Origin of the sequence: Nisaea acidiphila (assembly GCF_024662015.1) — a bacterium.
In the GTDB taxonomy this organism is placed as follows: Bacteria; Pseudomonadota; Alphaproteobacteria; order Thalassobaculales; family Thalassobaculaceae; genus Nisaea; species Nisaea acidiphila.
This window is the reverse complement of record NZ_CP102480.1, coordinates 3,740,871-3,759,827: the sequence shown is the minus strand read 5'-3', so window position 1 is coordinate 3,759,827 and position 18,957 is coordinate 3,740,871. Positions and strand designations below refer to the sequence as shown.

Below are 18,957 nucleotides of genomic sequence, written 5' to 3'. Positions count from 1 at the left end.
CTTATTCGGCCGCCGCGAGCCGGCCCTCGTTGGCAACGGCCCAGATTTTCTCCGGCGTCGCCGGCATATCGATATTGACCACGCCGAGCGCGTCGCAGACGGCGCTGATCGCCGCCGGCGGGGCACCGATGGCCCCCGCCTCACCGGATCCCTTGATGCCGAGCGGGTTGGTCTTGCACCAGACATTGTGGGTGGTGAAGTCGATCCACGGCACCTGGTCCGCGCGCGGCAGGTGGTAGTCCATATAGGAGCCGGTCACGAGCTGGCCGCTCTCCTCGTCATAGACTGTCCGCTCGTAGAGCGCCTGGCCGAGGCCCTGGCCGACGCCGCCATGCACCTGACCGGCCAGCATGTTCGGATTGATGACCGAGCCGAAATCGTCGACCACGGTGTATTTCTGGATCTCGACGATTCCGGTATCCGGGTCAATCTCCAGTTCGCAGACATGGCAGCCGTTCGGGAAAGTCGCCGCTTCCGGGGTGCGCTGATGCACCGTGTCGAGTGCCTCTTCCTCCCCCTCCGCCGCGCGGTTCACGTCGAAGAGCGACATGGTCTTATCGGTCCCGGCGACGGTGAAGGTGCCGTCGGCGAACTCGATATCCTCGATTGCCGCTTCCATCACCCGGCCGGCGACCTTCTTGCCTTTCTCGACGATCTCACGGCCGCCGAGCAGCACCGCGACGCCGCCGACGGGAAGCGCGCGGGAGCCGCCGGTCAGACCCGGAGGCGTCCGGTCTGTGTCGCCCTGGACGATTTTGATTCGCTCGCCGTCGATGCCGAGCACGTCGCCCAGCACCTGGGCATAGGCGGTCTCGTGCCCCTGCCCGTTCGACTGGTTGCCGATATAGATCTCGATCTTGTCGTCCTCGGTGAAGCGGATGTCGGCGGTCTCCGGATTGCCGCCGCCGCATTTCTCGATGTAATAGCCGAGACCGATGCCGCGCAGCTTGCCGCGCTTCTCAGACTCCGCCTTGCGGGTCGGGAAACCGCTCCAGTCCGCACGCTCCATGCATTTTTCCATAACGGTCTGGAACTCGCCGGTGTCATAGACGTTGCCGAGCGTGGTGCTGTAGGGCATCTGCTCCGGCGCGATGTAGTTGCGCCGGCGGATCTCGTCGCGGGTCAGCCCGGTCTCGGCCGCGCAATTGTCCATCACCCGCTCGATCAGGTAGGCCGCCTCCGGACGCCCGGCGCCGCGATAGGCGTCGGTCGGCGTGGTGTTGGTCACGACGCCCTTCACGTTCACATAGATGCTCGGGATGTCGTAGACGCCGGAGAGCATGTGCGTGCCGGCCTCGGTCGGGATGAAGGCCGCGAAGTTGGAGAGATAACCGCCGAGGTTGGCGAAGGTCTCCACCTTCATCGCGATGATCTTGCCGTTCTCGTCGAGCGCCGAGGTGACGTAGCTGATATTGTCCCGCCCCTGCGTGTCGGCCATGAAGGCTTCCGAACGCTCCGGCGTGTATTTCACCGTCCGCTTCAGGCGCCGCGAGGCCCAGGCGATCAGGCACTGCTCCGGATAGAGGAAGATCTTCATCCCGAAGCCGCCGCCGACATCGGTGGTAAGGCAGCGCAGCTTGGACTTGTCGATCTTCAGCACCGTCTCGGCGAGATGCGGATGAATGAAGGACGGGCCCTGGGTCGAGCTGTAAAGCGTCGTCCGGTCCGTCTCCGCGTCGTAGAGACCGATGGCCCCGCGCGGTTCCATCGAGTTGACGATGATGCGGTTGTTGACGACCCGGGTCTCGACCACCTTCGCCGCGCGAGTGAAGGCCGCGTTGTTGATCTCGAGATCGCCCTTGTGCCAGTCGAAGCAGATATTGTTCGGGATATGATCGTAAAGCTGGGCCGCGCCCGGCTTGGTCGCCTCCTCGGCATCCGTCGCCGCGCCGAGCGGCTCGTAGTCGATCTCGACCAGTTCCGCCGCATCGCGGGCCGCCTCAAGCGTCTCCGCGATCACCAGCGCGACCGGCGTGCCGACATGGCGCACTTTGTCTCCTTCGAGGATCGGCCGAGGCGTATCCGCCCGCGGGCTGCCGTCCTTGTTCGGCGCCGGTGCGAGGGAAGGCAGGTCGCCAAGGCCGTCTTCCTGCACATGTTTGTTGGTCAGAACCGCGACCACGCCCGGTACCGCCTCGGCATCGGCGGTTTCCACCGACTTGATTTTCGCATGAGCGTAGGGCGAGCGGAGAATGAAGGCGCGCAGCGCGCCGTCCGGCGCCACGTCGTCCGTATAGTTCCCCTGGCCGGTCAGAAGGCGCTGGTCCTCGACACGTTTGATCGCCTGACCGATACCGAATTTAACCATCAAAAGCCTCCATATCGGATCGCGGCCTGATTGCCGCGCCGTCAATCTCTCGGGCGGGATGTTAGGAGGGGAGAAGTCTGGCGCTCAAGCACCAATTAGAGTAGCTAGACCTCTCTTCACACTCACGTCACAGAGATAAGGGCTCAACGCCCGTGGTCAAACCGAACCCGTCCGAAACCTCGGGCATTCCCGCTTTCGCGGTCTTTCTGCTGGCCATGCTCGCCCTGCTATGGGGCCTGAACTGGCCGGTGATGAAGCTGTCTCTCGCCGAATATCCGCCTTTCGTTTTCCGCGCGGTGGCAGGTCTTTCCGCCGCGCTCGGTCTTTTCGCCATGGCCCGCGCGGGCGGCCGCTCGCTGCTCGTACCGCGCGCCGAGTGGAAAGGTCTGGTGATCGTCTCCATCCTCAACATGTCGGTTTGGAACATCGCCGTGCTCTACGGCGTCGACCTGATGGAATCGGGCCGCGCCGCGATCCTCGCCTATACCATGCCTCTCTGGGCCTCGCTGACCGGCGCCTGGCTGGTGAAAGAGCGTCTGAGCGGCCGCTCGATGCTCGCACTCGCGCTCGGCCTCGTCGGCATGGGCCTGCTGTTCTTCGGCGACGATCGGGCACTCATGGGCGGCCCGCTCGGCCCGGGACTGGTGGTGCTGGCCGCCGTCGCCTGGGGTTCCGGAACCGCCGCGGTGAAATATTTCCGCTTCACCATGCCCGTCACCGTGCTCACCGGCTGGCAGCAACTCATCGGAGCGGTTCCCATCGCGGTGATCGCGGCAGTCTGGGACTACCAGCACATGCCGGACAGCGTCACGCTCTGGCCGACGCTCGGCCTCGTCTACAACATGACGATCACCGGCATCTTCTGTTACTGGGCCTACTTCAACGTCGTCACCATGCTGCCGGTCGTGGTCTCGACCGTCGGCACGCTGATGGTCCCGGTCATGGGCGTGGTGTTCGACGCGCTGATCTTCGGCACCGTGCCAGGCCCGGTCGACTATGCGGCGCTCGCCGCCGTGGTCTCCGCCGTCTTCCTGGTGATGACCCGCCGGGCCCGCTGACCGTCAACTCAAGGCGTAATGTACCGCGCTCAGCAGCGGCACCAGGACGGCCCAGACCACCATCACGTAGATCAGGTTGGGCCCGAAGGCGACCTTGAGCGGGCGGACCCCGAACATGGAGCCCGACGTCACCACCGAGAGCGAGGCGATGGAAATCATCGAGCCGAGTCCCCAGCCGGCCAGCATCGCCTCGTAGAGCGCGAGCGGCAGCACGCCGTGCGGCAGGCTGGTCAGGGCGGCGATGAAAATCGTGCCGGTGATGATCGGATGGATCCCGACAATCGCCGGCAGCAGCTGGATGCCGATCATCGCCGCCAGCAGCAGTGGCACCGGCAGACCGCCCTCAAGCAGCGGCGCGACATGGGTGATCAGCGCATCGGCCTCCCCGGCGGCGGTGCCGACCACCATCGCGACGACAATCAGCGCAAGGTCGTCGCCCATCCGGCTCATGGCACCGGCCGTCTCCTCGAAGACCGGCATGATCTGCTCCGGGTGGCGCTGGAACTGGATGGCGCAAAGGACCGGCATCACGACGATGATCGCCCCCAAGGTCGAGAGCGGTGTCAGGGCGCCGACGAGAATCACCGTACCGGCGGCCAGGCCGAGCCGCGGCGCGATCGGACCAAGGCAGGCCAAAGAGTCTCGCACCGCACCGAAGCTGAAGGGCCGCGCGAACATCGCGAGCGCAATGGCGATGGACAGGCAGACGCAGAAAAAACCGAACGGCACGATTTGCCAGAGCGGCACCGTCGGCAGATAGGTTCCCGCGACGGCAAAGCCGACGAAAAAGGGCGACCAGAGCACCGAGATATTCATCCCCCGCATCGCCGCGCGGGCGCCCGCCAGACGGCGTTCTTCGGTCGCATCCGGCTTGATGACGGCAGAGACAAGAGCGAAAGCACCGGTATTGAGGACGGAGCCGAAGACGGTGGTCCCGATCGCGATCCCGACATCGGCGGCCTTCCCGGGAAGTGCCGCGAGGCGGTTCTGGCTCTCATGTACCGACGGCATGCGCAGTGCCACCGCTTTTGTCATCTGCAAGGTCGGAAGCAGGCCGGCGAATATCAGGCTCCGCTCAAGCCCCCGCAAGGCGTCCTCGGGACCCGCAACGGTGGCCAGCAGGGCGGCGGTAATCGCCGCGCCGCCGAGCATCAGCATCTTTGTCTCCCGCCGGGATTTCGAAAGCGTCAGGAGCACGAAGATCAGGAGCCCGACACCGGTCACATGGTCGAGCATCGGCACCGAAACAAACAGGCCGGCGACGGATCCGGCCCAGACGGCTGCGAGAAGCAGCACACGCCAGTCCTTGAAAATATGCGGCAGAATCTTGTCTCTCCTGAACGGAGGAATTGGGGGGCGGGTCCCGCTAAGACTGCGCCGAGACTCCCCCGTTTGCAACGCTGGCGCGAAACAGGAGAAGTGGAGCGAAGCTTCTTCCTCCAACGCAGCCAACGTGTTATCGATATTTGATCAAATTTGGCACTAATTTATGTCGGGCGGTTCTCTATGAGCGACACTTCCAACACCAGCGGCGGCCAGGCGGGTCAGCAGCCGAACATCGTCATCGCGCCGGAATGCCAGGACATCTTCGTCGACGGCGTGATCGGCGCAATGGTTCGCGACGGTGTCGTCCGGATCAATCTCGTGAACACCCGCTTCAATATCGACGGCTCCCAGGTCGAGCATGCGGTTGTATCCCGCATGATCATGTCCCGTTCAGGGGTACGGAACCTGCATGCTGCGCTCGAACAGCTGATGGGCCGCCTCACCCGCTCCGCGGACGGACGGCGCGAGGAAGATCACCCGGCCGAGGACGACTGATCCTTCGCTGGTTCAGATCGTTGCGTGCTGGAGCACCGTGAGGTTCGCGGCGCGGATCATCTGCGCCAGATTGTGCAGCACCAGCACCAGAACGGACGGATAGTCCACCAGAACCTGGCGAAACTCGCTGGGCGGCATTGCCGCAACGACGCAGTCGCTCAGCGTTTGCACCTCGGCCGAACGCGGGCCGCCGTCGAGCGCTGACAACTCGCCGAAATAGGCGCCCGCCGAAAGCGCGTCGAGATGCAGCGCGTTGCCGATAATCGTGTGGTTCACGACCTCGGCCTCGCCGTCGAGCATGAAATAGACGTCGTGATCGGCGCCGCCGGTCGAAATGATCGGCTCGCCCGCTCTGAAGTGCAGTTTCCTGCATACGGAAGCGATTGCGGCGCGCTCCTCCGCTCCAAGATCCTGAAAGATCGATATCAGAGCGATATCGTCCGCGCCAACCCGGCCGCCGTTCATATCAGTTATATCCGCACTCATTTCCGCTTTCGCCGTATCCCCAATCCAACAGCGCTACATTGTATGCCGCGCCCGGTCGGCGCAACCTTTCAGCACGGCAGAGCGGGTTCAAAAACGCCCCGTCGCACGAAGATGGCGCATGGCAGCGGCAATCGCGCGAGAATCTCCGAGGCCGGTATGTGCGTCCGGCATTTCCTGAAGACCCAGAAGACGCGGAAGATCGGAACTGACCGCATCCGACCGCGCGACCGACAGCAGTTCGGCGAACCTGGACTTGATGTCGCGGAAAAGCCCGGCGGGAAACGGCCAGTCGAGACCGCACCACTCCGCGTTCAGCTCCAGGCTGGAGCAGTCGCCGCCGTTGCTGACGATCATCCCGGCACCGGACGAAAACTCGGCGAACCCATGAAGGGCGTCGGCGAATGTCATACCGACCCGATCGATATCGGCGTTGGTGATCCCGGTCAGATGAACAAAGTAGTCCGAGAGCACCGGGTTCTTTTCCGGTCTGATCAGGACTTCGAAGCTGTCCCGTTCTTCCATCGGCATTGCTGCATCGACCCTGACCGCGCCGATCTGAACCACTTCCTTGAATTCCCCCGGACCGGTCCAGTTGCGGGCAAGCGATCCCTCCCACGCGGTGATTTCCAGATCGAAGATCACGACTGTTCCGGTATCCGGAAAACCGGCAAACGGCGCTGCGGCATCGTTGCCGCGGACACTGTCGGGGCGTCCGCTCACTGGCCGGTCCTCCGGGAAAATTTCATAGACGCTGGAACAAGAGCCTCGGCAGACGCTAAAGTTCGGTCCCGATCCTGCCAAGCGAAAGACTGATGACTTCGAATCTCGTCCATATCGGCTGCGGTGCCGGATTTGCCGGAGACCGCAAGGATGCCGGCGGCCCCATCGTCGACACGCTCGCGACCCGGAACGGTCCGAAGTACCTGATTTTCGAAACGCTCGCCGAGCGAACCCTTGCCCTGGCGCAGAAGCAGAAACGGAAGGACCCGGCCAAAGGCTATTCGCCGTTTCTGGAAGCCTATGTTCGACCGGTCTTGGAACGCTGCCTGGAACATGGAATACGCATCGTCTCGAATTTCGGCGCCGCGAACCCGGTGGGCGGAGCGCAGAAAATTCTCGAGATCGCAAGCGAACTGGGATGCAGGACGCCGAGAGTCGCGGTAGTTTCCGGCGACGATTTGCTGACAGTCATGGACGAGGCTGAAATCCGCGCTCACAGGACCATCGAGGGGCTCCCGATCGGCGACGGTATCTTTGCGGCCAACACCTATATCGGCGCTCGCCCGATCGCCGAGGCCCTTGCCGGCGGCGCCGATATCGTCGTTGTCGGCCGGACCACGGACCCCGCCCTGGTGCTCGGCCCGCTGATCCACGAGTTCGGATGGGCGGAGGACGATTGGGACGCGCTCGCGGCGGGAACGCTGGCAGGGCACCTCCTTGAATGCGGCGCCCAGGTCACTGGCGCCTATTTCGCCGACCCCGGGTTCAAGGACGTGCCGGATCTTGCCCATGTCGGGTTTCCGGTCGCGTCGATCACAAGCGACGGTGCCATCAAGGTCACCAAAGCGGACAAAACCGGCGGCGCGGTCAGCCCTGCCAGCGTCAAGGAGCAGATCCTCTACGAGATGCACGATCCCTCCGCATATCTCACCGCGGACGTCGTCCTCGACATCACCGCCGTCTCGGTGTCCGCAGAAGCGGAGAATGTGGTCGCCGTTTCCGGAGCGAAAGGCAAACCGCGCCCCGATACGCTGAAGACCACCGTCAGCTTCGATGGCGGATGGCTTGGCGAGGCGGAGATCAGCTATGCCGGCCCAAACGCCCTCGCCCGGGCGGAGCTCGCCCGCGACGTGATACGCGAGCGATGCATGGAAAGTGGCAGCAATGCCGAATACCGCTTCGACATCATCGGTCTCTCCAGCACCTTCGACGGGGGCGGCGGGGCCTATCCGGACCGGGTCACTCCTGCGCCCGACGGCGATTTCCGGGTCAGGGCGGCGGTTTCCTGCCATAGCCGCGAAGTCGCCGAGGACCTCGCCGACGAAGTGCTCAGCCTCTATTGCTCCGGCCCCGCGGGCGGCGGCGGTTTCCGTCGCAACATCACGGCGCAAATCCATACCGCATCGATCCTGGTCGACCGGAACAGACTCACCCCGTCCGTCAGCTATTGCGGAGCAGAGGTATGACCATCGTGCTCGACACCGTCCGCCTGAAGCTGCACGACATTGCGCACGGGCGCAGCGGCGACAAAGGCAATCGCTCGAACATCAGTGTCATCCCCTATTGCGCGGAAGCCTACCCGCTCCTGCTGGAGCAGGTCACGGAAGCGAAGGTCCTGGAGCTGTTCGCCCACAAGGGCGCAAGCGCCGTAAAACGCTACGAACTACCGAACCTGCCGGCGCTGAATTTCGTGATCGACGATGCGCTCGAGGGCGGCGTGAACAGCACGCTCAATCTCGACCTGCACGGCAAGACACTGTCTTTCATGCTGCTCGCCATACCGGTGGAGGTGCCGCTAGAACGGGTCGCGGAGTTTACGGACGGCCGCCGCGGCTAGAGTGAGTCGCGCGGCTTCTTCATTGCCTCGCGCTTTGCATCGAGAATTGCTTCACGCATTTTCGGCGGCAGGATCATCAGCCGTTCCGCGAGTTCCTCGGTGGACAGCTCGCCGACTTCCTCCTCGGTGAGCGCCTTCGCCGCCGTTTCGAGTTCTTTCCGGTACTTTTTCAATCCGGCCTCGACGGCTGCCACGGCCTGGCGGCCCATCTCGATTTCGTGCAGCACCTTTTCGTAGCGCTCGTCGACGTCGAGGCGCTTCAATTTGATATAGTCCCCGTGGTCGGGAATCAGTTTCTCCAGAGACGGCAGCAAGGTGCTCTCGAAGTATTCCTCGGCCACCCGGCGGCCTTCGCTCTTGATTCCAAGGATGTCGAGACCGACCGGCTTGGCAAGCCGCCGGATACCGAGCCGGACCACTTCAAGGGCGTAGTTGGTATCGTAGTCTCCGCAAAGACGATCCAGCGTCTCGCGGGCCTTGCCCGGGCTTTCGTAACACCGGAACAATCCCTGCGCGAGCGCGTCCAGCTTGGTCTCATGCTTGGTGATGTAGCGCTTCTCCGCCTCGAGATAGGTCTCGTCCTTCTGGTTCTCCTTCAAGTTCCGCGTGACTTTCTTATGCAGCTTTTCGCAGCCCGCGACCACGGATTGCAGGGCACGGTACCTCTGCAACGTCGTCGGCTGCGCCATGGCCTTGTCGAAATCGGCCCGCAGGGAATCGAGAACCGTGGAACCGGCGCCTGAACCGCTCATCCTTCAACCCATATCCGCCACGCGTCTGACACCCCAACCGAACCACTCCAATCTCAGGAAGGACTGGATCACCCCTATATTTGCGTGCGACAAAGGAAGCAGTCCAGCCACTATTCCATCGAGATCAGGATACATGTTGAGACGCGAGGATGACCGGTTGCTGACCGGCCACGGACTCTATGTTGACGACCTGCAGCCTGAGAATGTCGGCCACGCGGTCGTGGTGCGCTCCGCCTTCGCGCACGCTCGTCTGTTATCCGTCACGACCGATGACGCCAAGGGGGTGCCAGGGGTTCTGACCGTGCTGACAGGCGAGGATCTGCTTCGCGAAGGCGTGGGACCGATGCGTTCCCGCACCCCCATGGTTAGCCATGACGGCACGCCCATGATAGAACCGGACCGTCCGGCGCTTGCACAGGGCCAGGTGAAGTATGCCGGCCAGCCGGTGGCGATGATCGTCGCCGACAGCAAGGCCGCCGCACTCGAGGCCGCCGAGCTGGTCGATATAGACTACGAGGACCTGGAACCGGTCACCGATCTCGACCGCGCGGTCGCGCCGGATGCGCCGCAGCTCTGGGACGCCGCGCCGAACAATGTCAGCCTGGACTGGCGCATCGGCAACGGAAGCGAAGTCGACGCGGCGATCGCCGCGGCCGATCATGTGGTCGAGCTTACAGTGCAGCACCCGCGCGCCGTGATCGCGCCGGTCGAGCCGCGCGGCTGCCTTGCCGAGTATGACTCTGCGACCGGGAAATACGTGCTGCACACGCCGAGCCAGGGCGTGGTCATGCTGCGGGCCGCGATGGCTGAGGCGCTGGGTGTCGAAGAGACCGAGATGCGGGTCGTCACCAACGATGTCGGCGGCAGTTTTGCGGTGAAGATCTGGCCCTACCCGGAACAGATCCTCTGCCTGCTCGCCGCACGCCTGATCGGGCGGCCGGTCAAATGGGTCGCCGAGCGCACCGAGAGCTTCGTCGCCGACGCGCCGGGCCGAGGCCGGCTCGACCGGGCCACGCTTGCGCTGACCAAGGACGGGCGCATCACGGCCTTCCGGATCGACACGCTGGCCGACATGGGCGCCTTTCTAAACGCGGTAAACCCGTCCATCGTGACCAAGGGCGCGGTCCGCGTCTTTACCTCCTGTTACAAGATCGAGGCGGCGGAATACCGGGTGAAAGCGGTCTTCACCAACGCCACGCCGACAGACGCCTATCGCGGCGCCGGTAAGCCGGAGAGCGCGGGCACGCTGGAGCGGATCATCGATTTCGCCTGCGACAAGCTCGGCTTCGACAGGCAGGAGATCCGGGCGAAGAACCTGATGCAGCCCGCCGATCTGCCTTTCCACACCCCGATGGGCGAGGATTATGACGGCGGCGACTACCCGGAGATCTTCAGGAAAGCGCTTGCCAAAGCGGATATCGATGCATTCTCGGCGCGGCGCGCAGCAAGCGAGGCGGCGGGCAAGCGCCGCGGCGTCGGTTTCGGCATCCACGTCCATGCGACCGGCGGCTCCACCGCGGAGCGCAGCAAGGTCGAGCTGACAGAGGACGGGCGGGTGCGCGTGCGCACGGGCACCCAGGATTCCGGCCAGGGTCACCAGACCACTCTCGCCCAGGTCGCGGCCGAAGCGCTCGGCATCGATCCGGGCCAGGTGATCGTGGAACAGGGCGACAGCGCCAACCTTCAGGTCGGCGGCGGCACCGGCGGCTCGTGTCTGATGCCGATCGCTGCCAACACGGTGCACCGGGCCGCCATCGAGATGGTGGAGAACGGCAAGAAGCTCGCCGGCCACATGATGGAGACGGCAGTCCAGGACATCGAGTACGAGGCCGGAAGCTTCAAGGTCGCCGGCACCGACAAGTCGATCTCGTTTCCCGAGCTGATGGCCCGTATGGGCGATATTCCGCCAGAAACGCTGGAGCCGGGTCTGCGCGGCGGATGCGTCGGCGAGATGGATTTCGAGGGCAAGCACACGACGTTCCCGAACGGCGCATATGTCGTCGAGGTCGAGGTCGATCCCGAAACCGGCCGCGTCGCCGTCGACCGCTTCGTTGGGCTCGACGATCTCGGCCGCATCGTGAACGAGCCGCTCGCCTTCGGGCAGGTCACCGGCGGCATTGCCCAGGCAATCGGCGAGGTACTGATGGAAGGCAGCGTGTTCGACGAGGATTCGGGCCAGCTGCTGACCGGCTCCCTGATGGACTACGCCTTCCCGCGTGCCGACGACGTGCCGTTCATCGACCATGAGTGGGCCGCGACGCCGTCCCCGAACAGCCTGCTCGGGGTGAAGGGCGTCGGCGAGGTGCCGTCCATCGGTGGTCCGGGACCGATCATGAACGCGGTGATCGACGCGCTTTCACCCTACGGGGTCAAACATATCGACATACCGATGACTCCGGAGAAAATCTGGAGCGCCATCCACGCCAACGACTGAAGCAGAGCCGGCGCCAAGACCGGCCAAGAACCAGGGAGGAAAACATGGCGAGCTCCACCAAGATGACAGGTGGGACGGCGCTGGTGCGCGCCCTCACGGAGAACGGGATCGATACGGTCTTCGGGCTTCCGGGCATCCAGCTCGACGGGCTGTTCAATGCCTTCTACGACGCGCGCAACAGTTTACGCGTCATCAATGCGCGGCATGAACAGGGCACCGCCTACATGGCGTTCGGCTATGCCCAGTCGAGCGGCAGGATCGGCACATACGCCGTTGTCCCTGGCCCCGGCCTGCTCAATACCTTCGCCGCGCTCTCCACGGCCTACGGATGCAATACCTCGGTCCTTGCACTGACCGGACAAATCCCAAGCGACACGATCGGGCGCGGGCTCGGCATGCTGCACGAGATCCCGGACCAGCTCGGACAGATGGAGCGGCTGACCAAATGGTCGCGCAGGATCGACCATCCGTCCGAGGTGCCGTCGATCATGGATCAGGCCTTCAGGGAACTGCGCGGCGGCCGGCCGCGCCCGGTCGGCATCGAGATGGCCCTCGACCAGCTCCACAAGGCGGCTCCGGTCGGCCCGATCGCGGCGACATCTCGGCCCGCAACTCCGGAACTCGATCCGGATCAGATCGCCGCGGCGGCGGAGCTCCTGGGAAATGCCGCCGACCCGATGATTTTTGTCGGCGGCGGCGCCTACGAGGCATCGGAGGAAATCCGTGAACTTGCTGAGATGCTGCAGGCGCCGGTCGTCTCCTACATGAACGGAAAGGGCGTGCTCGACGACCGGCACCCGCTCTCGCTGCATCACCCGGCCGGCAACCGCCTCTGGGCGGACGCGGATGTGGTGATCTCCATCGGCTGCCGGCTGCAGCACGAGCGTATGACCTGGGGCACCGACGACCGCCTCAAAGTCATCCATGTCGATATCGATCCGACCGAACTCACCCGGGTTGCAAAACCGGAAATCGGCATCGTCGCGGACGCCGCGGAGGCGACTCGCGGGCTAATCGCCAAGATCCCGCACTACAATCGGAAACGCCCCTCGCGCACCGAGGAGATGGAGGCTCTGAAAGCCGACTTCCTTGCCCGGTTCAAAGCGAAGCTCGGACCGCAGATGGAGTGGGTCGCCGCCCTGCGTGCGGCCCTGCCGGAGGACGGCTTCCTCGTCGACGAGTTTACACAGGTCGCCTATGCCTGCCGCATCGGTTTCGAGACCTACGGACCGCGGATGCAGGTCTCGCCCGGCTACCAGGGAACGCTGGGCTACGGCTATGCCACCGCGCTGGGCGTGCAGGTCGCGCATCCGGACAAACCTGTGCTTTCGATCAATGGCGACGGAGGCTTCATGTATACGATGCCGGAACTCGCCACCGCCGTGCATCACGGGATCAATGTGGTCGCCGTGGTGTTCGCCGACGGGGCCTATGGCAACGTCATGCGGATGCAGAAGGAGCTTTACGACAACCGCGTGATCGCGAGCCAGTTCACCAATCCCGATTTCGTGAAGCTCGCCGAGAGTTGCGGTGCGCTAGGGTTGCGTGCAACCACGCCGGCCGAGCTGAGAGCCCGGATCGAGGAAGGTTTCGCAGCCGCGCGGCCGACCCTGATCGAGGTGCCCGTCGGAGAGATGCCGGAACCGTGGCCCGTGATTCGACCCGGACCCTCCCGGCCCTAGAGGCGGCTCCGCTGCTTCCGCCGGTGACGTCAATTTGAGAAGGAAACAGTCATGGCCGAAACAGCCCTCATCGTCGGCGCGGGTGCCGGCCTCAGCGCCTCGCTGGCCCGGCTCTGCGCGAAAGAAGGAATGAAGATCGCCCTGGCCGCGCGGAATACCGACAAGCTCGGCGCTCTGGCGGCGGAAACCGGCGCGCAGACAAAAGCCTGCGACGTAGCCGACAAAGACAGCGTCGCCGCCCTCTTCTCGTGGCTCGACGGCACGATGGGCACGCCGGACCTCGTCGTCTTCAACCCGTCGAAACGCGCACGCGGTCCGCTCGTCGACCTCGATCCGGACGAGGTGCTCGCCGCGACCACCGTCACTTGTCACGGCGCCTTCCTGGTCGCCCAGCAGGCGGCAAAGCGGATGCTTGCGGCCGGTCACGGCACGATTCTCTTCACCGGCGCGTCCGCCGGAGTGAAGGGCTATCCGCAGTCGGCGCCTTTCGCGATGGGCAAGTTCGGCCTCCGCGGCCTCGCCCAGTCCATGGCGCGCGAGCTGCACCCGCAGAACATCCATGTCGGCCATTTCGTCATCGACGGCGGGATCCGGACAGAGAGCGACACGCGCGAAGCACCGGGCGAGAACAAACTGCTCGATCCGGAGGCGATTGCCGAGACCTACCTGCAATTCCACCGGCAACCACGCTCCAGTTGGGCTTGGGAAATCGAATTGCGTCCCTGGAAAGAGGCGTTCTGAGGCTCCGCGGCTGTCACCGAACGGCCACGCCAGAGCGCATTTAACGCCTATTCGGATACGACATCGCATTTTGTCCTTTAAACTACACCGTCCAGTACCATATATCGGTCCGGCATATTGAACGTATATCGGCCCGATATACCGGAGCGCTCATACATGGATGTCAAAACGCTCTGTCTCGCGGTGCTCAGCCAGCGGGACGCTACCGGCTACGAGATTCGCAAGCAGTTTGCGGAGGGTCCGTTCGCGCACTTCCAGAAGGCATCGCTCGGCGCGATCTATCCCGCCCTGACCAAAGCGGCGGAAGAAGGCCTCGTCACGGTGACGGCGGAAGCTCAGGACGGCCGCCCGGACAAGAAAATCTACAGCCTGACCTCCGCGGGCTCTGCCGCGTTGCTGCGCGCCTGCGAGACGGCGCCGGGCGACGATCAGTACCGCTCCGATCTTCTGTTCCAGATTTTCTTCGCGTGCCTGCAGCATCCGGAGCGGATCAGCCGCCTCATAGACAAGCGTATCGCGGAATATGAGGCGCAGATCGCCAATCTGACGGCCAAGGAAGAGACTTGTGCCGGTCAGCCGGGCATGGATTTCGTCCGCGGGCTCGGTTGCGCGATTTACAGTGCAGCCGCCGACTATATGCGGCAGAACCGCGGCCCGCTGCTTGAAAAGCTTCGCTCGGAGACGCGCCATGCGGCCGAGTAACCCTCTCCTCCCCACGACCCTCTCTCTACCGCTTGCCGAGGCCTCATGAGACTGAACCGCTCCCTCCTGCTCGCCGCGATCATCGCCATCGGTGCCACCGGCTGGATCGTCTCCGGACAATTTGCCAACGGCGCCCGAACGGACAGCGAGGCAACGGCCACGGCCGGATCCGAAGCAAAGGCTCCGGAACTGACCTCCGTCCGGATCCGCGAGAGCGTGTCCGAGCCGTATCGCTCCGCCGTCGTCGTCGCCGGCCGCACCGCCGCCTCGCGGCACATCGAGCTGAAGGCCCAGATCCTCGGCAAGGTCGTGAAGATCGGCGCGACCGAAGGCGCCCCGGTCACCGGCGGCGAGACGATCATCCGGTTTGACCCGGAGGATCGCGAAGCCAAGCGGCAGATGGCGAAGGCCAGGATTGAACAGCGGGAAACCGAGTTTACGGCTGCTGACAAGCTCGCGAACAAAGGCTTCCAGGCGAAGACCCAGCGGGCCGCGACCTATGCCGACTTGCAGGAGGCCAAGGCCGATCTCGCCGAGATCGAGGAGGAGATCCGCCGGCTCGCGATCAAGGCCCCGTTCGACGCCATTCTCGACGATATCCAGGTGGAGCTCGGCGATGTCGTGCAGAGTGGCGATCCGGTCGCGACGCTCTACGATCTCGACCCCATCCTCGTGGTGGCGCAGGTCTCCGAGCAGGAACGTGTCAAGCTCGCGGTCGGGCGGCCCGGCGCCGCGCGATTGCTCGACGGTACCCAGCTTACCGGCACGATCCGCTACATCACCGCCGCGGCCGATCCGCAGACCCGGACCTTCAAGGTCGAACTCGAGGTTCCCAACCCCGGGATGCAGATCGAACAGGGCATCACGGCGGGCATGGTCCTGCCGCTCCCGGAAATCCTCGCACACAAGCTCTCGGCTGGGATCTTCACCCTGAACGACGACGGCCAGCTGGGCGTGATGATCGTCGGTGAGGGCGGCATTGTCCGGTTCCGCACCGTCACCGTCGTCGACAGCGATGCCGACTGGGCCTACGTGACCGGCCTTCCCGACCGGGTGAAACTGATCTCCGTCGGTCAGGAATTCGTTTCCGACGGCGAAAAGGTCCGCGCGGTCCCGGAAGCCATCGTCGGCACCCCCGAAGCCAAGGCCAGCTGAGGCGCCCGCCATGCATGCTCTGATCGACGCCGCCCTGCACCGCAGCCGCACCACCCTGATGGTGCTGCTGCTGATTCTGATCTCGGGATCGGTCGCCTATGTGACCATCCCGAAAGAAGCCGACCCGGACGTCAACATCCCGATCATCTACGTCTCGCTGCATCACGACGGGATCTCACCGGAAGATGCGGAGCGGCTGCTGCTCAAGCCGATGGAAACAGAGTTGCGCAGCATTGAAGGCGTAAAGGAAATGCGCGCGACCGCCTACGAGGGCGGCGCCAATGTGACCCTCGAATTCACGGCGGGTTTCGATGCCGACCAGGCCCTGACGGACGTCCGGGAAAAAGTCGACATCGCCAAGCCGGAATTGCCGGAAGACGCGGACGAGCCGACCGTGCACGAGGTCAATGTCAGCCTCTTCCCGATCCTCGTCGTGACCCTCTCGGGCGAGTTGCCCGAACGGACCATGCTGCATCTCGCCCGTAACCTGCGTGACGAGATCGAGGGCATCAGCACCGTCCTCGAGGCGAAACTGCGCGGCGAGCGCGAAGAGCTGGTGGAGATCGTCATCGATCCCCTGCGCCTCGACAGCTACAATATCGACGCGGCCGCCGTCCTTGAGATCGTCGCCCGTTCGAACCAGCTCGTCGCCGCGGGTACGCTCGATACCGGCAATGGCCGGTTCCCGATCAAGGTTCCGGGCCTCTACGAGAGCCTGGGCGATATCCTGGACCAGCCGATCAAGACCAATGGCGACGCCGTCGTCCGGGTGCGCGACATCGCCCATGTCGAGCGCGGCTTCAAGGACCGGGAGAGCCATGCCCGGCTCGACGGCAAACCCGCCATCGGCATCGAGGTGACCAAGCGGATCGGCGAGAACGTCATCGAAACGGTCGAGAATGTCAGGAAAATCGTCGCGGAAACGCAGAAGGCCTGGCCCGAGGGCGTGACCGTGACCTTCAGCCAGGACAAGTCCGGGCAGATCCGGACCATGCTGACCGATCTGCGCAACAACGTGCTGAGCGCCATCCTGCTGGTCATGATCGTGATCGTCGGCGCCCTCGGCTATCGCTCCGCGGGTCTTGTCGGCGTCGCTATTCCGGGCTCCTTCCTGCTCGGCATCCTGACTCTCTCCTCGCTCGGGCTCACCGTTAACATCGTCGTCCTGTTCAGCCTGATCCTCGCGGTCGGCATGCTGGTCGACGGCGCCATCGTCGTCACGGAATTCGCCGACCGAAAGATGTCGGAAGGCCTCGACCGCCGTTCCGCCTATGCGGCGGCGGCGAAGCGCATGGCATGGCCGATCATCGCCTCCACCGCCACCACGCTCGCGGCCTTCCTGCCGCTGCTGTTCTGGCCCGGCGTTGTCGGCGAATTCATGAAGTTCCTGCCGATCACCCTGATCGCAACCCTCTCCGCATCGCTGCTGATGGCCTTGATCTTCGTCCCCGCGCTCGGAGCCATCATCGGCAAGGCCGGCGCTCAGAGCGATGAAAGCAGGGAAGCGCTCGCAGCGATGGAGGACGGCGATCTCGGCAAGGTGAAAGGTTTTACCGGCGGGTATCTGCGCGTGCTCCGGGCGGCGCTGCGCCATCCCGGCAAGGTGCTCGCGGGAGCGGCCCTGCTGCTCGTCGGTGTCCAATGGTACTACGCGACCCATGGCAACGGGGTGGAGTTCTTCCCCGATGTCGAGCCGGACAACGCCATGATCCATGTCCATGCGCGCGGCAACATGTCGACAGCCGAGAAAGCCCGCCTCGTCTTCCAGATCGAGAAGGAAGTGCTTGAGGTCGGCGGCTTCAAGTCCGTCTACACCTATGTCGGGGACAAGGAAGGCGGCAGCGGCGGGGGACAGGACGTCGCCGAGGACGTGATCGGAACCATTCAGGTCGAGTTCGACGATTGGGGCAACCGCCAGCCAGCCGACGACATTCTTGCCGATATCAGCGAACGCGCGCGCGCCTATCCCGGAGTCATCGTGGAACCGGCCAAGGAACAGGGCGGTCCGCCGACCGGAAAGCCTGTCCAGGTGCAGCTTCGCTCGCACTATCCCGACCGGTTGACCGAAGCGGCTGCCATGGTTCGTGAACAGTTCGACCGCATGGAGGGTCTGCTGAATATCGAGGATGACAGGCACATTCCCGGCATCGAATGGCAGATTGCCGTCGACCGTGCGCAGGCTGCGAAATTCGGTGCCGACGTCGCGCTGATCGGCAGCTATGTGCAGCTCGTCACCCGCGGCCTGAAGATCAGCGATTACCGGCCGAACGACAGCGACGAGGAAATCGATATCGTCGTGCGCTATCCGCGACCGTTCCGCCGCCTCGACCAGTTCCTTGCGATCCGGATGAAGACCGATATGGGGCTCGTCCCGCTGCGCAACTTCGTCTCGTGGGGCGCACAGGACAAGGTCGGTACGATCAAGCGCTCGGACGCCCGCCAGGTGATGGCGGTGAAGGCGGACGTACTGCCCGGCGTGCTTGCCGACGACAAGGTGCAGGAGCTGACCGAGTGGCTCGGCACGGTGGAACTGCCGGACGGGGTCACCTACAAATTCAAGGGTGAGGACGAGGAGCAGAAAGCCGCCCAGGCCTTCCTCGGAAAGGCCTTCGGCGTCGCGCTCTTTATCATGGCAATCGTTCTGGTGACCCAGTTCAACAGCTTCTACAGCGCCTTCCTGATCCTGAGCGCGGTCATCATGTCCACCATCGGCGTGATGATCGGCCTGATGGTCACCGGCCAACCTTTCGGCATCGTGATGAGTGGGATCGGCGTGATCGCGCTCGCCGGCATCGTGGTGAATAACAATATCGTGCTGATCGATACCTTCGACGCGCTGAAGACCACGACCGCGGACGCCACCGAAGCGATCCTCCGGACCGGCGCCCAGCGCCTCCGTCCGGTGATGCTGACCACGATCACCACCATGCTCGGCCTCCTGCCGATGGTGTTCCAGACCAATATCGATCTCTTCACGCGGGAGATCTCGGTCGGCGCGCCTTCGACGCAATGGTGGGTCGGCCTCTCCTCCGCGATCGTCTTTGGAATGGGCTTCGCGACCGTTCTGACGCTGATCGTCACGCCCTCGGCGCTACAGGTCCGGGCGAACTTCCAGTCCTGGAGAGCCGCCCGCCGCGCGCGCAAAGCGGGGATGGAACCGGATCATCCCTATTCCGGTGACGGCATCGCCAACGCGGTCGAGTAGATCAACTGCCGAGAACTAAGATGCAAACCTACCGCCTTCGACCTTGACGACCGTTG

Annotated in this window: 15 protein-coding genes; 10 read left to right on the top strand and 5 right to left on the bottom strand. The window is 64.2% G+C overall.

The annotated features are described in order from the left end of the window. Position 1: 1 nt before the first annotated feature. Positions 2-2,308, bottom strand: coding sequence for a xanthine dehydrogenase family protein molybdopterin-binding subunit (locus tag NUH88_RS17540; protein WP_257767725.1), 2,307 nt, complete (start codon positions 2,306-2,308; stop codon positions 2-4). A gap of 152 nt (positions 2,309-2,460) precedes the next feature. On the opposite strand from NUH88_RS17540, the gene NUH88_RS17535 reads away from it, so the two are divergent. Beyond that, positions 2,461-3,366 carry a DMT family transporter gene (locus NUH88_RS17535; RefSeq protein WP_257767724.1) on the top strand — a complete coding sequence of 302 codons (906 nt, stop codon included), beginning with the start codon at positions 2,461-2,463 and terminating at the stop codon, positions 3,364-3,366. Between the two features lie 3 nt (positions 3,367-3,369). Here NUH88_RS17535 and NUH88_RS17530 read toward each other — a convergent pair whose 3' ends face one another. Next, complete coding sequence (locus NUH88_RS17530; protein ID WP_257767722.1) at positions 3,370-4,662, bottom strand: hypothetical protein; 1,293 nt, start codon at positions 4,660-4,662, stop codon at positions 3,370-3,372. 210 nt (positions 4,663-4,872) lie between these two features. Between NUH88_RS17530 and NUH88_RS17525 the strand changes: the two genes are divergently transcribed. After that, positions 4,873-5,187: a hypothetical protein gene (locus tag NUH88_RS17525; RefSeq protein ID WP_257767720.1), complete on the top strand. Its 315-nt coding sequence runs from the start codon at positions 4,873-4,875 to the stop codon at positions 5,185-5,187. A 12-nt stretch (positions 5,188-5,199) separates the two neighbouring features. Here the strand turns inward: NUH88_RS17525 and NUH88_RS17520 are convergent, their stop codons facing one another. After that, a complete protein-coding gene (locus NUH88_RS17520; protein ID WP_257767718.1) occupies positions 5,200-5,652 on the bottom strand; it encodes a Crp/Fnr family transcriptional regulator in 453 nt (150 codons plus the stop codon). 108 nt (positions 5,653-5,760) lie between these two features. Further along, the gene (locus NUH88_RS17515) at positions 5,761-6,393 is read right to left on the bottom strand and encodes a 3'-5' exonuclease (protein WP_257767717.1); all 633 of its coding nucleotides are present in this window, start codon (positions 6,391-6,393) and stop codon (positions 5,761-5,763) included. A 92-nt stretch (positions 6,394-6,485) separates the two neighbouring features. Between NUH88_RS17515 and NUH88_RS17510 the strand changes: the two genes are divergently transcribed. Together NUH88_RS17510 and NUH88_RS17505 are read left to right on the top strand one after the other, a co-directional pair. Beyond that, entirely contained in the window at positions 6,486-7,859 is a 1,374-nt protein-coding gene (locus tag NUH88_RS17510) for an acyclic terpene utilization AtuA family protein (protein ID WP_257767715.1), read from the top strand. Further along, a complete protein-coding gene (locus NUH88_RS17505; protein ID WP_257767713.1) occupies positions 7,856-8,230 on the top strand; it encodes an AtuA-related protein in 375 nt (124 codons plus the stop codon). Before NUH88_RS17510 ends, NUH88_RS17505 begins: the two co-directional genes overlap by 4 nt. Here the strand turns inward: NUH88_RS17505 and NUH88_RS17500 are convergent. Next, complete coding sequence (locus NUH88_RS17500) at positions 8,227-8,982, bottom strand: hypothetical protein (RefSeq protein WP_257767712.1); 756 nt, start codon at positions 8,980-8,982, stop codon at positions 8,227-8,229. The two genes, NUH88_RS17505 and NUH88_RS17500, sit on opposite strands and share 4 nt — an antisense overlap. Before the next feature lie 133 nt (positions 8,983-9,115). Here NUH88_RS17500 and NUH88_RS17495 point away from each other — a divergent pair, with 133 nt between their 5' ends. The 6 genes from NUH88_RS17495 to NUH88_RS17470 all read left to right on the top strand — a co-directional run bounded on the left by NUH88_RS17495 (position 9,116) and on the right by NUH88_RS17470 (position 18,901). Further along, positions 9,116-11,416 (top strand): xanthine dehydrogenase family protein molybdopterin-binding subunit, encoded by a 2,301-nt coding sequence (locus tag NUH88_RS17495; RefSeq protein ID WP_257767711.1) that lies wholly within the window; start codon positions 9,116-9,118, stop codon positions 11,414-11,416. Between the two features lie 44 nt (positions 11,417-11,460). Further along, positions 11,461-13,098, top strand: coding sequence for a thiamine pyrophosphate-dependent enzyme (locus tag NUH88_RS17490; protein ID WP_257767710.1), 1,638 nt, complete (start codon positions 11,461-11,463; stop codon positions 13,096-13,098). 51 nt (positions 13,099-13,149) lie between these two features. Beyond that, entirely contained in the window at positions 13,150-13,839 is a 690-nt protein-coding gene (locus NUH88_RS17485) for an SDR family NAD(P)-dependent oxidoreductase (RefSeq protein WP_257767709.1), read from the top strand. 156 nt (positions 13,840-13,995) lie between these two features. Next, positions 13,996-14,541 (top strand): PadR family transcriptional regulator, encoded by a 546-nt coding sequence (locus tag NUH88_RS17480; protein ID WP_257767708.1) that lies wholly within the window; start codon positions 13,996-13,998, stop codon positions 14,539-14,541. A 45-nt stretch (positions 14,542-14,586) separates the two neighbouring features. After that, positions 14,587-15,696 carry an efflux RND transporter periplasmic adaptor subunit gene (locus NUH88_RS17475; RefSeq protein ID WP_257767707.1) on the top strand — a complete coding sequence of 370 codons (1,110 nt, stop codon included), beginning with the start codon at positions 14,587-14,589 and terminating at the stop codon, positions 15,694-15,696. A 10-nt stretch (positions 15,697-15,706) separates the two neighbouring features. Beyond that, on the top strand, positions 15,707-18,901 hold the full coding sequence (locus NUH88_RS17470) for an efflux RND transporter permease subunit (protein ID WP_257767706.1): 3,195 nt from the start codon (positions 15,707-15,709) through the stop codon (positions 18,899-18,901). Positions 18,902-18,957: the final 56 nt, after the last annotated feature.